The sequence below is a fragment of the Candidatus Liberibacter solanacearum CLso-ZC1 genome, assembly GCF_000183665.1.
Taxonomy (GTDB): Bacteria; Pseudomonadota; Alphaproteobacteria; order Rhizobiales; family Rhizobiaceae; genus Liberibacter; species Liberibacter solanacearum.
Genome location: NC_014774.1, coordinates 1,043,533 through 1,059,288, shown reverse-complemented (window position 1 = coordinate 1,059,288; position 15,756 = coordinate 1,043,533). Strand labels below are relative to the sequence as shown.

Sequence of the window (15,756 nt, the reverse complement as noted above, 5' to 3'; positions counted from 1 at the left end):
TAATTATTTAGGTTCCTTTGTAAATCTGCTAAAATAAGAGCGTATCCAGGGATCGTTGGAATTTAGAATATCCGAAATAGTTCCTTCTTTCAGAATGCCTTTTTTTTTAAGAACTATCACTCTGCTACAAGTAGAGACTAAACTATCAAGATCGTGCGTAATCATATATACTGATAATCCCAAAAGATGGTGTAATTTTATAAGTAAATTATCAAATTCTGATGTTCCTATCGGATCTAATCCAGAAGTTGGTTCATCTAAGAAGATGAGATCAGGATCAATAGCTAAAGATCGTGCTAAAGAAACACGTTTAATCATTCCTCCTGATAATTGAGAAGGTAACACATCGGCAACTTCTATAGGTAACCCCACCATAGACATTTTGTTTTGAACGATATCGTTAATAAGCTCTTCAGGAAGATTAAGATGTTCTCGAATAGGAATGCTAATATTTTCTTGGACAGTCATAGATGAAAATAATGCCCCATGTTGAAAAAGAACCCCGAACTTGGTATTGATAGTATTATCTTTTTTGTTTGTAGAAAGGTTAAGATTTTTTCCTAATACTTTAACTTCTCCTGAAAAACGAGGTATAAGCCCTAGAATTGCACGCATTAGAATTGATTTTCCTGATCCTGATGGTCCAATAATTCCAAGAATTTCTCCGCGCGACATATCTAAATTAATATTTTTTAGTATAGTTTTATTTTCTAATTTAACCGTAAGGTTCTGAACAGATAATATTTTTTCTTTTTGAAGTGATATATTATCTAACTGCATTATCGTTCCTTATAAATCTATATGCCAATTGCAAAATAGAAAATTGCAAATAGTGAATCTATAATAATCACCATGGAAATTGATTGAACAACGCACGTTGTCACCCTTTTTCCAAGAGAGTCCGAATTTGTTCCCACTCCGAATCCTTCTTTCATTGCGACTATTCCAATAGCGCATGCCATGAAAGGAGCTTTTATTAATCCTGTAAAAACGTTTCCTAATGTTGCTGTGGAATGAAAGCGTGCAAAAAACACAGAAAAAGGAATATCATAGTATTTCCAAACGATTATAGATGCTCCAACAATAGCAGAATAATTGGCTAAAATGGTGAGTAATGGCAATGAAATTATAAGCGCCCAAATGCGTGGAGATATTAGAACTCTAACGAGATCTATGCCTATCGTTTTGAGAGAATCTATTTCTTCATTGATTTTCATAGAACCAATTTCAGCTACAATAGCGCTTCCAGAGCGTCCGGCAACCATAACAGCTGTTAGCAATACTCCTATTTCACGTAATTGAAGGATACTCATTAAATCAATTGCAAAAATTTCTGCTCCAAAATTACTAAGTTGAAACGCTCCTTGTTGTGCGATCACTGCACCAGTTACAAAAGATATAAGAATAATCACTGGGACTCCGGTGACACCCACGTAATAAATTTGCCTGATCAGAGAAGGGAAAAATTCCTTGAACTTATGGATGTTAACGAATAATGCTCCAACATTGCTAATGATTAATCCTAAAATATGTAATTGAATAAAAGAATTATTGATGCTTTTGAAAGCCTTTTTGCGAATATAATGGTACAATTTTCTAAAAATATCATAAGAAAATATATCTTTTGGTTTTTTTGTTTTAATTTATTGTTTGGATTTAAGGACATAATGGAAAATAATTGTTCCATATGTGCAGTCATTCCTTGTAATTGTATTTTTCCTCTGTATTTCTCTGTAAAATAGATTATGGTTGCAACACCTATGGTATCAATTTCTGTAATTTCCAAAAGATCAACGATTGCAAGATCTTCTTGCGTAGATTTATTTATAGTTATAAGTATACCTTTGGAGATTTTAGAAATTTCTGCTGACCTCCAACTCCCGGTAAGGCGAAATACTTTTACTCCGTTCTCTGAAGTAGAAGAAATGATGTTCGTTGAAATAGAGTTTTCTAGTTTTGTTTTCATTTCTTTATTGTTTACCGTTTATTGGATTAGTTAAGAATAATAAAAGATCATAAATAATAAAAAAGTCGATTGGCGTACTGTATTCCTCTATAATGCTCTGTGATTAGCAAGGAATTGTTATTAATAGTTTTATTAGAGTTGCAATTAAATTTCGAAGCAGCAGTATGGATACAATAGAGTACAGCAGTTAATCGTTTCTTTATTGTGTATTTGAAATTTGAAAAAAGGATTTTGGTTATGGAAAAAAAATCATCAAAAAAAATGAAAGATCCTCAATTTCAAAAGGAAGATGATTTATTTAAGCAGGCTCTGCTATATCATCAATATCCTTCTCCTGGAAAATTAGAAATTAATGCGACAAAAATACTCAATAATCTGAATGACCTTTCTTTAGCTTATTCTCCGGGTGTTGCGGCTCCTTGTATGATAATTGCTGAAGATCCTTCCAAGGCACAAATGTATACTACTCGTTCTAATCTTGTGGCAGTGATATCTAATGGTTCTGCTGTCCTTGGATTAGGAAATATAGGTCCGTTAGCTTCTAAACCTGTTATGGAAGGGAAAGCAGTATTATTTAAAAAATTTGCGGGTATTAATGTATTTGATATAGAAATCGATGCAAAAGACGTTGATACAATGGTTTCAACGATTTCTGCGTTGGAACCGACATTTGGAGGGATTAACTTAGAAGATATTAAATCTCCTGAGTGTTTTGAAGTTGAAAAAATTTTATCGCAAAAACTAAAAATACCTTGTTTTCACGATGATCAACATGGAACTGCTGTTACTGTTACCGCCGCAGCATTAAATGGAATGAAATTAATAGGCAAAAAATTTAGTGATATTAAAGTTGTCACTTTAGGAGCAGGTGCCGCTGCATTAGCTTGTTTAAATCTTCTAGTAACAATGGGAGTACGACGCGAGAATATTTGGATTCATGATCTTGAAGGTCTTGTTTATAAAGGGCGTAAGAGAAAGATTGATCAGTGGAAATCATTTTATGCTCAAGATGGTGGTTTCAAAACACTTGCTGAAACAATGCAAGACGCTGATTTGTTTCTTGGTTTATCTGCTGCTGGAGCGCTTAAACCTGATGTTTTAAAATATATGGCTCCTAATCCATTGATAATGACTTTAGCTAATCCAATTCCTGAAATTATGCCTGATGTGGCGAGAGAGATTCGACCTGATGCAATGATTTGTACAGGTCGTTCCGACTTTCCTAATCAAGTAAATAATGTCCTTTGTTTCCCTTATATTTTTAGAGGAGCGTTAGATTGTGGAGCTACTTCTATAAATGAAGAGATGAAGGTAGCAGCAGCGCATGCTATGGCTGCATTGGTTCGAGATGTTCCTCTTGATATAGTCTACAATGATTTTTCTACAGAATATCCTGTTTTCGGATCTGATTATCTCATTCCATCTCCTTTTAATCCAAATTTGATTTTATACATAGCTCCTGCAGTTGCTAAAGCGGCAGAGGAAACTGGGGTGGCTTCTTCTCCTATTAAAGATTATGAAGCTTATCGCGATTCATTAAAACAGTTTTTGTTTCCGGGAAGATCATTGATGAAAAATATCTTTTCGATTGCAAAGAATGCGGATTTAAAGCGAATTTTATTTTCTTCAGGAGAAGATGAGCGTATTTTGCGTTCTGCACAAATTTTGATAAAAGAAAAGATGGCTAGACCAGTTCTTGTCGGTTCTCCTTCTGTTATTCAGAACAATATCCGCTGTTTAGATTTGCAAATCCTTCCTGAAAAAGATTTCGATATTATTGATTTAAACAGTCAGGAAACTTTGGAAAATTATGTTGATTTATATCGTGCATTAACTGGAGAAAAGGACATATCTTCGGATTCTGTGCATACGATTCTCCGTTCTAATGCTACCCTGGTAGGTTCTTTAGCACTGAAAAGCGGAGAAGCTGATGTGATGATTTGCACATGTGGGTCTGAAGATCAATATGACAGTCATTTGACAGATATCAACAAGATTATAGGGAAAAAATCAGGAATAAGTAATCATTCAGCAATGAGTATATTAGTTGCAAAAGATCAGATTATTTTCTTTGCCGACACACATGTTTCTGTTGATCCATCTGCTAGAGAAATAGCAGAAAATACGGTATTGGCATCTCAAGCTGTGCGTTCTTTTGGAATGAATCCGCTGGTTTCTTTGTTGTCTCGTTCTAATTTTGGATCACATAATACGAAAAGCTCGTTGAAAATGCATGAAGCTCTAGAGCAGATACGTGAACTTTCTAGAGATTTAAAAGTCGATGAAAAAATACAAGGAGAGGCTGATTTTTCTGAAATTTTCTGTAATAATGCTGTGCGGGATACATCTTTATCTCAAGATGCTAAATTATTGATTTTTCCTAATATTGATTCTGCCAATATTTCTTTGGAAATGGTAAAATCTATTACCAATGGGTTGTATATTGGAAAGGTCTTATTAGGATCAGCATTACCAGTACATATTTTACCTGCTGCTGTTAATGTAAGAGAGATTATTGATATGGTTGCATTAGCAATTGCGGAAAATTGTAGAAATAGTGCAAATATACAGATATGATGGATAAATCTCAGTAATTGAGAAAATTTTTCTTGAATTTTAGTGAATATTATTAAGATGATGTTTTAAAAATCATTATCATCGTTGATTACTGTTCTTTGTATGAGTTGTAGGTTGGTATATCAGTACATGATCTTGGTTTTAAGGAATGGAGAATAATATAATGTGCTTAACAGAAATTCATAGATTGATTTATAGGTTTTCAGTCCAAATTCTATTTGCTCAGTGCATTATTTTTAGACTGTAAGATACTATATTTATCGTGATTTGATTGTGATACGTTCCTTAGTTTTAATATTTTTTAGCAAGAAAATAATATCTTGATTGGTGGTTTTTGTATGTGGAGTGGCTTATAGAATTAGTTCGTTACAAGAAGAAACGAGATTCTTAACCATTCCACATACAGATCATTTCGATTAGATGAGGAGCAATCATATCTAATTGTCCTAATAGTCACGAAATAATAAAAATTTTAGATCATTTTGGATCTAAATATAGTTAGTAACACAACAGCGTAACAATTACATTTGCTCAAGATCATCTATCATTCTTTCAACTGCTTGTAATCCTCTGTTCCAAAAATTTGGATCAGAAAGATCAATGTTTAAAGGTTGAAGAAGTTCTGAATGATTTTTTGAATTTCCTGCACGTAGGATATTAAGATATTTTTTCTGAAATTGATCAACAGTATTGCTCTTATATATCTCGTATAGTGAATTAACTAGACAATTACCAAAAGAATATGAATACACATAAAAGGAACTATGGATAAAATGAGGAATCATCATCCAAAAATTATCATATCCTGAGTTATCAAGTTCAAAAGCAGGACCGAGAGATTCTTTTTGGGTCTCAAGCCATATTTCATTGATTCTTTGAATAGGAATAGATCCGGTACGGCGTTCTGTGTGTATCCTCAGCTCGAAATCGTAGAAAGCAATTTGTCTTATAATGCTACTAAGTGAATCTTCAATTTTATGGGTAAGTAATATTTTGCGATCGTGTTCATTAGAGATTGAATCTATTAAAGAATCGAAAGTCAAAGCTTCGCCAAAAATAGAAGCAGTTTCTGCTAATATCAGTGGAGCATTAGCCATCAGCGCCCCTTGTTGAGCTGATAATACTTGATGAATACCATGCCCGAGTTCATGAGCTAGTGTCGTAACATCTCGCGATTTCCCTGAATAATTTAAAGAGATATAAGGATGAGAAGAGGGTACAGTTCCATGTGAAAATGCTCCTATTCCTTTTCCTTCACATTGAGGGGCATCAATCCAATTATTAGAAAAAAACTTTTCTGCTATTTCAGACATTTGAGGAGAAAATTTAGCATAAGATGCGAGAGTGATATCCCTGGCTTTTTCAAAAGGAATGATGACTTCCGATGAGTCTAGCAAGGGAGCAGAACGATCCCAAAAATACATCTTGTCTAATTTTAGCCATTGTTTTTTTAAGCTGTAATATCTATGCGATATCTTTGGATAATAATTTTTAACAGATTGTACGAGAGACTCTATCACGTACGGTTCTATATCATTGCTGAGATGACGACTATCGGAAACATTTTCATATTTTCTCCATTTGTCTTGAATTTCTCTATCTTTTGCTAGAGTATTGGTAATAAAAGAGAAGATATGGCTGTTTTTTTCAAATGTTTTAGATATCGCCTTTCCAGATGATTCGCGTATCTTTCTATCTGGATTCAGTAATAACGTAGATGCTTTTTCAAGAGGTAATTTTTGGTCATTTACTTTGAATCGGAGAGTTTCTAGGGTTTCGGAAAAAAAATGTTTAAGTGCTTCTGATCCTGTTTGAGCTGTATCAGAAAATAAGCATTCTAGCTCATCTGACAATAAGTGTTTTTTATATTTTCTTATATTTTTGATCCAAGGAGAGTATTTGAGCGCCAATAAATCTTGATTATAGGATTTTTCTAAAAGCGTATTATCTAGATCATTTATTTCTAGTGTAAAAAAAATCAATCTTTGTTCTAAATCAGTTATTTTTGCATTCGTATCGGTATGAAATTTACAGATAGTTTGATCCGATAGATGGGTACTATATAATAAGTATGCATAAGAATAAATACGTCCTGCGAGATCAGAAAGTTTTTCATATTCAGATATAGCCGCTCCTAATCCAGTACTGCCGGTTTGATTAGTAGCATTTTCTAAATTACCTTTCCAACGTGTTCTGAAAGCTAGACTTTCATGATCAAGGCGTTCCATATCAGTTAAGATTTCTTTGCTATCATGAGACGGATATAGATCTTTCAGATTCCAGCGAGGAAGATCTCCCAAATATTCTGTAGAATCTTTTTTTATATCTGGCGAAAAAAAAATTTTAGGAGCGAAATCATCAGTGGGGGATTTGTAAGTCATCTTCATTATCGTCGTATATCCTCTAGTTACAGAATAATATTTCAATTTTATATAAGATCATACAAAGAGATCTTGTTTAAGAATAGCAGTGATCTCATTTTTTTAATCATTTCCCTAAAATTAGAGCATTTAATCCAATAAGATTTTCAATTCTAGCTATTAGATTGAGTGGAATAATGTTTTATTCCATATTAAGGAAAATCGGAAAATGCATATAAAAAGGAGTTTGGATGATCGTCAAGGATTACTAATTATAGATCAGGATGATGAACAAAGCAATCTTATCAAAGAGTATATGGAATCTTATGGATATGACGTTTTTATTATCGACGTATTATCCCAGTGCCCTGATCTGTTAGTTTTAGATAAAATAAAAGTAGATGTGATTTTTTTAAGCCTTATCAATTTTGGAGATGATAAAGGAAAAGTTTTACAAACAATTGTGGAAAAGATGCCCAATATCCCAATTATTGTGCAAACAAAACATGATGAGCTTAAGATTCTTATCAGCTCTTTACAGGATAGGATTCCCAAATGTTTTTTTAATCCAGTTTCGCAAGAGCATCTTTTCTATTCTATCCGATCTATTTTAGAAAGGAAAAAAAATTCTTCCGCAGAAGAACAAAAATATTTTACTTTAGATTCCTTAATTGCAGTCAGCTCTGAAATGATTCAAGTGATAAATTTAGCAAGGAAAGCAGTATATTGTACTATTCCAGTGATGATAGAAGGAGAATTTGGAGTTGGAAAAAAGACATTAGCTCATTCTATTCATGCATCAGGATCACGTGCTTCTTTTCCTTTCGTAGTTGTGAATTGTGGAATCAGTGATCAGGATAAAGTTGAAAAAGATTTATTTGGTAAAGTGGATTTGCAAGGTGAAAATAGTACGTATTTTCTTGGAAAGTTTGTTGAAGCAAACGGGGGGACTATCCTTTTAGAAGAGCCAAGCGCATTGTCTCTAAAAGTACAAAGAAAGATTCTCCATTTTATTGAGACAGGGAAAATTGAATTTGATGATTCTAGAAATGCATTAAAGCTAGATGTTCGTCTTATTTTTGCAACAGAGAAAAATCTTTTTCAAGAAGTTAAGAATCAGGTTTTTAGTAAAGATCTTTACTATAAAATTAGTATTTTCTCATGCAAGATTCCTACATTGCGTAGTCGTCAGGATGATATTCCATGGTTAGCGCGTTTTTTCTTGAAACGTTTCTGTCTGGAAAATAATGTACAACAGATAAATTTGTCAGAAAAAGCATTGTCTATGTTAACTCATTATAAATGGACTGATAATGTACAAGAGCTTGAAAATATTATATTGCGATCTGTAGTTGGGATTAAGGATTCTTATATTACAGAAGATTGTTTTACTTCCTTATTATTTGAAGCAGGAAATCAAGAAAAAGAAATTAATTCAAATACATCGGAAACATTCGACATTTATTGTATGCAAGATGAAAACAACAATATCCCTCAATCCAGTAATTATTTATCTATTTCGAAAGGAACTATTTTTTCTATTGATAAATATGGAGAGATACGCCGTTTATCTGACATTGAAAAAGAAATGATTAGATTAGCGATGAAATTGTATCGAGAGCAGATGAGTGAAGTTGCTAGAAGACTAGGTATAGGTCGCTCTACTCTTTATCGTAAAATCAAAGAATATAATATTGAAGTTGATACTCTATAATTACAATATTTTATTTGAAAAAGTACGGATTCATCTAGGAATTGATTCTAAAAGTATTTCTGACAAATGAAAAATATGGGTTTTTACCAATGGAAAGAAGTTGAAGGAAATTTTTCAGACACCTAGGTAATTAAAAACAAATATATTAAATCTATTTAAATCATAGTAATTATAGGATCTATCAGAGTATAATACATGATAGTATTATCTTCCTGTAACTTTGAATAGGTCGTTGGATTGTCAGCTTTACGTCCCGCATTAATGAAAAAATTTAATACTACTATAGCGAAGAAAAGAAGTTCATTTTTTTAGAATTCTTTTCTTTTTATGGAGATTGCCTAACAAAAATTTTAAATCTAGTTCTATTGGATTAAGAGCCCATTTTGTTGGATAGATTATCTACCGTATCTTTCAAGATATGATAGTTTTTCTCATTTTGAAGGAACAAACCTGATCAATATCAATTAAAAAGCTGATGTTATAAATGTAATTTCTTGGCAAGAAGAAAATATTATGGCATTAAATAGCAATAATCATTTCTTAATTTTTAATATCATTTGGATAACTTAAGGATAGTTTTTCATTTTATAAATTTTAATAGAAAAGGTTTTTCCCTTATGAGTAATTTAGCTATTCAATCTGCTCTGCAAAGTATTGAAATAGAGAAAAAGGGTTTGAGTTCTTTAGAATCATCTTTACTAGGAGAATTATCTTCTCATTTTAGTCGTGCTGTAGAAAAAATTAAGGCTATTAGAGGTCGTGTGGTTGTTACTGGAATTGGTAAAAGCGGTCATATTGGTTCGAAATTAGCTTCTACATTTGCTTCTACGGGAACGCCTTCATTCTTTGTACATGCTGCTGAGGCTAATCATGGTGATCTTGGCATGATTACGCAAGATGATGTGATTATTGCCCTATCGTGGAGTGGAGAAAGCAATGAACTTAAGGCTATTTTATGTCATGCTCGTCGGTTTTCTATTCCGTTAATTGCTATTACTTCGGAAAACAAATCGATTGTAGCTTGTCATGCAGATATTGTACTTAAATTACCAAAAGAACCAGAAGCTTGTCCTTATGGCTTAGCTCCGACGACTTCTACTATCATGCAATTAGCAATAGGAGATGCCTTAGCTATGGCGCTTATGGAAGCAGAAAATTTTACAGAAAATGATTTTTATGCTTTGCATCCAGGTGGGAAATTAGGATCATTGTTTACTTGTGCTACAGACGTCATGCATACTGGTACACGGCTTCCCCTTGTAAAGATGGGTTCATTATTAATAGATGCTATTCCAGTACTTTCGGAAAAAAGATTTGGGTGTATTGCGGTTGTTGATGAAGATCAAAGATTAAAAGGAATTGTAACAGAAGGAGATATATTTAGAAATTTTAGAAAGAATCTCAATGTGTTAACTGTTGAAGATATTATGACGAAAAATCCTAAGGTTATTTCGGAAGATACTCTCCTAACGGTATCTATGCAGTTTTTAAAACAGCATAATATTTCTGTTCTTATGGTTGTGGATGCTAATCAAAAGATAATAGGTATTGTCCATTTTTTAGATTTGCTGAGATTTGGTATTGCCTAAGATATACATTGTGCCGGATGTGAGAATGAGCATTATCCATGATAGGTGGTTTCAACGCCAAAAGAGTGATTGAGATATTTTCCATAAAGGTAGTAATTTTTTCTTGAATATTACTTTTAAGTAATATCAATTGCTATTGAAACAAGATAAGATAATGTTTGTTTTTGGGAAATTAAGTTGTCTAGAGTTCTATCTAATCAATAGAATTGGTTAGGAAGAGGCTATTGATAGCATAAATTGTGAAAACAAATCGTTTGGAATATTGTCTAAAACCACATTTTTATGATATAAAAATCGTGCAATAGTAATCACAATAGTATTTATATTTTTTAAAGGAATAACATTTTTTGACAATACTTTGATGATGGTAAAAAGAGAAATAGATTTTATAATTTATTAATCTTGAAGAATATCAATGGATAATCAAAATACTTTTTAAAAATATTATATGAAACTATTGCTATCTTTTGCTAGATATGAGATCAAAACCTTATCAGATAATCAGCTGACTGTTATAGGTAGTCGTTATTTGTAATCTATAATTCAGTAAATAAGATATTTTTCATTATTGGGGTGTAGCCAAGTGGCAAGGCAGTGGTTTTTGGTACCGCGATCCCTGGTTCGAATCCAGGCACCCCAACCATTTTTTTAAAATAAGATAAAATATTCTACTATTCTCTATTTAATATCAATAATTGAAGTTCATTGTTTTGCAATTGTGCGGATTATTTTTTCTCCATGTGTCACATAATCCTATTTTTTATAATATTTTTTTATGCTGAATTTTGTAGAAAAAATTCATCGAAATCAGTATTGTTTAAATGTGCAACGAACTCTAACACATGAATTTTGTCAATTTTATATAACATAAATTGAGCAAATAACTTTTTAAAGATTGGTTATATTATGGGATTGATCTCTGCGTATTATAAAGCGATTTTCTCATAGAGATCATGTTTTTCTTTTACGAGATCAGAAGAATTGTTTATATATTAATGATTTCGTTTTTTCCCCAGATTAGGAAAAATTTGTAATATAGCACCTATACTGTACAAGTAAATCCCACATAAGCTAAAAGAGAAAAAAAACCAATAAGGTACCTGAAAATTTGATAACAGAGCATACACCCCTAAAGAAGACCAACAAAATAAAACAAAAACATTAAGAGGACGTAGTCGCACGACCCTAATTGGATGTAAGAAATTCACAGGCGCAAATGTAAGAATTGTAGATGTAGCAATAACTATCGTTGAAACAATAACGCTAGCATTAAGCGCAATAAGAAAAAAAACAACCATGTTCCAAACTGCGGGAAAACCAGAAAAGAAATGCTCTTCTGTTTTCATATTTGTATAAGCATAATAAATAGCGCTTGATATAACAATCATTCCGGCAGCGATAGATGATCCAGTGCTATCCAGTAAATTGCTTTGATACAGTGCAAAAGCTGGAAGGATGACGTAGGTTAGATAATCAACGATATTATCAAGTGTATCTCCGGACCAATTAGGTAGAACTTCCTTGACACGCATTTTGCGAGCAATAGGCCCATCAAATCCATCAATAATAAGAGCTAAACCGATCCACCAAAACATATCAACTAATCGATATTGAGCAGCGGCTATGACACCAAGAAATGCACAAAAAGAACCGCAAGCAGTTAGAATATGTACTGAAAAAGCACCAATACATTTAGATGAAAAGTTTCTATAATTCATTTTTCCAATCGTGGGGTATTCCAATTAATTTTTTCTTAAATTTTCTATCACAATTTTATCTTTTATAAAAGCAAGAAGCTTTTTCTTTAAACAGTATAGTATGATATAGCATAGAAAGAAAAGCGTTTATTGCTACTAGTCAATATCATCAATAAAATATACAGTGTTAGTATATTATATTGGCGGGGGAAAAGTGCATTTCGATAAAGGTAGAATCCAATGAATCGTTTTGATGTGATTATTATAGGCGGTGGACTGATAGGTTTTATTGCTGCACTTGGCTCTGCAAGAAAAGGTCTATTGACAGCATTTGTCTCCCCCTCATCTTCTTTTCAGGATTTGCGAACGACTATGCTGATGAATGAAGGCATTGGTTTTTTAAAAGATATAGAAGTATGGAATTCTATTCAACACATTGCAGAACCTGTATCTTCCTTCAAATTGGTTGATATTACTGGTTATTTGATCAAGGCTCCAGATGCGGTATTTCAATCTACTGAAATTGGTTTAGATGCGTTTGGTTATAATATTCCTAATCATGCATTAATGGAAGTTCTTGATGAGGTAATTTCTCAAAATTCTCTTATCCATTGTTTTAATGCTTCGGCTGACAAAGTTAAAGTAGAAGAAAAAGAGGTCAGTGTTACTCTTTCTACAGGAGAGCAAATTATTGGTCGATTGCTTGTTGGTAGTGATGGGCGCAACTCATTGGTTCGCCGACAAATGGGTTTTAGACAAAAAAAATGGTCTTATTCACAAAAAGCGCTTGTTCTTAATTTTAAGCATTCTAAGCCTCATAATGGTCTATGTGTAGAGTTGCATAAGCCTCTAGGAACTGTCACTCAAATTCCTATGGGGGGTAATTGTTCTAGTCTTGTATGGATTATGGAATCTCAAGAAGCAGATTTTTATCTTAAACTTCCTTGGAATGAAATATCTCGTAGGCTTGAGCAGTATTTGTTTTCTGCAGTTGGTAAGATTGAGGTGATAACAGAAGTTCAAGGTTTTCCTCTATCGGGAATGATATCGTATTGTTTGGGTAAAAATAGGGTGGTTTTGATTGGAGAAGCTGCGCACGCACTTCCTCCGATATGTGGGCAAGGACTTAATTTATCAATCCGAGATATCATTGTTTTATTGGATTTGCTTCAGGAAAATAAAAGTTCTTTTCAGAATATAGGAAATCGCTTTCATTCTATTCGTTGTGGAGATGTTATTAAGAGGACTGTATTTACAGATTTGTTTAATCGATCGCTCTTTGTAAACTATCCTTTGCTACAGATTTTACGTACAGGAACGTTCCATATGTTGAACACAATAAAACCTCTCCGTCAGCAAATTATGCGTCAATCGCTATTTTTACGAGATCTATAGGGTTTATTCTATCTCTGCTGAAGAACCACTTTTCTTATCATGACAGAATATGCCATATGCTGCAATGATCATATAGCAAATAGCAGGGATTATTAATGCTTCTCTTAAGGTTGTGATGTCTGCCATGTATCCAAAGATTAAAGGAATAATGACTCCTCCTGAGATGGTGGTACATATAATACTAGATCCTTCAGATTTTCGATCTTTCAGATCTACGGTTGCTAGAGAAAATATAGTAGGAAACATAATGGAATTGAATAGACCAACGATTATTAGAGACCATCCTGATATAAAGCCAACAGTACAGGCAGAAATGATCACGAGAGAAGATGCTGTGAGACAACACACACACAAGTTTTTGGCATCAGAAAAACGGGATAGTATCCAACAACCTAAGAATCGACCAATCATGGCACTGCCCCAATAGATCGCGGTATGCTGGCCAGCAGACACGCTTCCTAGGAATAGGGTGTCTTGGCGCATTAGATAATTGACCATAATACTACCAATAGCTACTTCTGCACCAACGTAAAGAAAGATACAGAAGGCGCCCATCGCAAATCGAGGTTTTTTTAAAATGGTAAATATCTGGAAAAATTTTGAGTATTTTATTTTAGGTTCCGTAAAATTATTGCGTTGCCTCCAGAATAAAAAGGTAAAAAGTAATAAAAATATCGCAATTGTTAAATACATTTGCGATATAACGCTTGTTGTGTGGTATTGATTGGTTTCCAATTCAGATTGAAGTATGGATTTATTCGTATCCGTTAAATTTCCCAAGATTAATATAGAGCTGATATAGGGGAAAACAGTCGTTCCTAAAGAATTAAAGGATTGCGCAAAAGTAAGTCTACTAGATGTTGTCTTGGGACTTCCCAATAATGAGACAAGGGGATTCAAAGCAACTTGAAGAATTACTACCCCTATTGCCAAGATACATAGAGCAACTAAAAATACTTCAAAGGTTGTGATGTAAGTAGTGGTTATAAACAGTATGCAACCTATTGATAAAATCAATAATGCTATGCAGATGCTTTTTATATAACCATATCGTTGGATGAGCATCCCAGCAGGGATGGAAAAAAAAAATAACAGGAAAAGAAAACTGCTTCAACAAGCATTGCTTGTAGGTATGTGAGAGAAAAACTATTCTGTAATTTGGGAATAAGGATAGAGTTTAAACTAGTTATTCCTCCAAAGATAAAAAAGAGAATAAACACATATATCTTTGTATATTTGTAGGTATTATAATTAGTACTAGCAGTATTTATCACGAGTGTTCCTATCTAATTGGAATTGATGACATGCAAAGTATTTTTACAATTCAATTTTTTTTAGATTAACGGGTGTCCCCTTTCAATTGTTGGAATTAATAGCCTTCAAAGTATTGTTATAATTCAATTTTTTTAGATTGAAATAAACAAAGATACGGCAAAAAATAATCAGCATAGATTTTTCATATTCAAAACATTTTTCAACTATCACTTTATGATACGAGTGTAAACCATTAAGTGGGGATATTTTTTCAAAATAAAATAAAAATTTAGGATAATACATCTATTTACAAAGACATTAGTAAGTATTCTTTAGTCTATATTTTTTTAATAATAATTTATGAAACGTGTGAGAGAAAAGCTATTATCAGGTATCATTCTATGAAAGGATCAATTTATACGTGGTCTTTTTAAGAGATGATTAAGATGTCGCGATAAGAACATTCTATTATACTGGTAGTATGTTAGTATAAAGAGATGGATTAAAATATCAAGAATAAGGATTTGTTCGCAATGGAATTTACCAGTAAATTATGGTGGGTGATGCAGGTTTCGAACCAGCGACCGGCTGATTAAGAGTCAGCTGCTCTACCACTGAGCTAATCACCCAAAGGAAATTATTTTTACAACAGGCATAGTATAACTTACTATTTGCTTTTGTCTAGTATTTGCATGATAGCATGATAGAGTGTGCGTTAAAAGATATTATATGGTAATAAAATATGATGCTAATTTTTTTATGCAAATCATTGCCATATTCTTTGTCTATTGCAAATAGGCGGATGGTGTTTAAATTTCTTCTTTTAACAACATTTATAATATTTTGCAGGAGGGGGAGGGAGAGGAAAGGTATCTAGTATACTTTCTGTATTTTTAGGTTTTTTCAGATCTTTTTTATTTGAAAGAACAAGTATATTTTTATTTATTACATCTTTTTTACTTTGATAAGAGGGTTTTTCTTTCTGCCCATCAGCTCTCTCTAGAGGGAAATTTTCCTCTCCAATCGTTGCCGATTCGGATGCTATTTCATGTGTTTGAAGGGCGATACTATAAGAGCAAAAAGCTGCCCAGTATTGGAGGATTAAAACGCAAAAGATCATTTTTTTATGAACAAAACGCACAAACAACGGGGATACCTCTTTCATAGCCAATAAAACATGTGGAATATATCTATAACATATCTT

11 protein-coding genes and 2 tRNA genes are annotated in these 15,756 nt (G+C 32.9%); 5 read left to right on the top strand and 8 right to left on the bottom strand.

Features of this window, described 5'->3' with window-relative positions:
* Positions 1–3: 3 nt before the first annotated feature.
* From CKC_RS04810 to CKC_RS06340, 3 genes are read right to left on the bottom strand one after another with little or no spacing between them, the layout of a single operon-like run.
* On the bottom strand, positions 4–780 hold the full coding sequence (locus tag CKC_RS04810; RefSeq protein WP_013462398.1) for an ABC transporter ATP-binding protein: 777 nt from the start codon (positions 778–780) through the stop codon (positions 4–6).
* Positions 781–797: 17 nt separating this feature from the next.
* On the bottom strand, positions 798–1,592 hold the full coding sequence (locus CKC_RS05855) for an MlaE family ABC transporter permease (RefSeq protein WP_244391953.1): 795 nt from the start codon (positions 1,590–1,592) through the stop codon (positions 798–800).
* Positions 1,523–1,966, bottom strand: coding sequence for an STAS domain-containing protein (locus CKC_RS06340; protein ID WP_013462396.1), 444 nt, complete (start codon positions 1,964–1,966; stop codon positions 1,523–1,525). The genes CKC_RS05855 and CKC_RS06340 overlap by 70 nt, the downstream gene beginning before the upstream one ends.
* 237 nt (positions 1,967–2,203) lie before the next feature.
* Here CKC_RS06340 and CKC_RS04795 point away from each other — a divergent pair, with 237 nt between their 5' ends.
* A complete protein-coding gene (locus tag CKC_RS04795; protein WP_013462395.1) occupies positions 2,204–4,543 on the top strand; it encodes a phosphate acyltransferase in 2,340 nt (779 codons plus the stop codon).
* 521 nt (positions 4,544–5,064) lie between these two features.
* Here the strand turns inward: CKC_RS04795 and CKC_RS04790 are convergent.
* Positions 5,065–6,930 (bottom strand): M3 family oligoendopeptidase, encoded by a 1,866-nt coding sequence (locus CKC_RS04790; protein ID WP_013462394.1) that lies wholly within the window; start codon positions 6,928–6,930, stop codon positions 5,065–5,067.
* A gap of 202 nt (positions 6,931–7,132) precedes the next feature.
* On the opposite strand from CKC_RS04790, the gene CKC_RS04785 reads away from it, so the two are divergent.
* From CKC_RS04785 to CKC_RS04775, 3 genes are all read left to right on the top strand, one after another.
* Positions 7,133–8,617 (top strand): sigma-54-dependent transcriptional regulator, encoded by a 1,485-nt coding sequence (locus CKC_RS04785; RefSeq protein WP_013462393.1) that lies wholly within the window; start codon positions 7,133–7,135, stop codon positions 8,615–8,617.
* A gap of 617 nt (positions 8,618–9,234) precedes the next feature.
* Positions 9,235–10,206 (top strand): KpsF/GutQ family sugar-phosphate isomerase, encoded by a 972-nt coding sequence (locus CKC_RS04780; protein ID WP_013462392.1) that lies wholly within the window; start codon positions 9,235–9,237, stop codon positions 10,204–10,206.
* A 569-nt stretch (positions 10,207–10,775) separates the two neighbouring features.
* Positions 10,776–10,849: transfer RNA gene (locus tag CKC_RS04775), tRNA-Gln, on the top strand.
* Positions 10,850–11,198: 349 nt separating this feature from the next.
* Here CKC_RS04775 and CKC_RS04770 read toward each other — a convergent pair.
* Positions 11,199–11,924: a CDP-alcohol phosphatidyltransferase family protein gene (locus CKC_RS04770; protein ID WP_013462391.1), complete on the bottom strand. Its 726-nt coding sequence runs from the start codon at positions 11,922–11,924 to the stop codon at positions 11,199–11,201.
* Between the two features lie 219 nt (positions 11,925–12,143).
* Here CKC_RS04770 and CKC_RS04765 point away from each other — a divergent pair, with 219 nt between their 5' ends.
* Entirely contained in the window at positions 12,144–13,298 is a 1,155-nt protein-coding gene (locus CKC_RS04765; protein ID WP_013462390.1) for an FAD-dependent monooxygenase, read from the top strand.
* Between the two features lie 3 nt (positions 13,299–13,301).
* Here CKC_RS04765 and gluP read toward each other — a convergent pair whose 3' ends face one another.
* The 3 genes from gluP to CKC_RS04750 form a co-directional block, all read right to left on the bottom strand.
* Positions 13,302–14,363 (bottom strand): glucose/galactose MFS transporter, encoded by a 1,062-nt coding sequence (gluP, locus tag CKC_RS04760; RefSeq protein ID WP_244391951.1) that lies wholly within the window; start codon positions 14,361–14,363, stop codon positions 13,302–13,304.
* Positions 14,364–15,106: 743 nt separating this feature from the next.
* Positions 15,107–15,181, bottom strand: a tRNA-Lys gene (locus CKC_RS04755).
* 194 nt (positions 15,182–15,375) lie between these two features.
* Positions 15,376–15,717, bottom strand: coding sequence for a hypothetical protein (locus tag CKC_RS04750; RefSeq protein WP_044054134.1), 342 nt, complete (start codon positions 15,715–15,717; stop codon positions 15,376–15,378).
* Positions 15,718–15,756 lie beyond the last annotated feature (39 nt).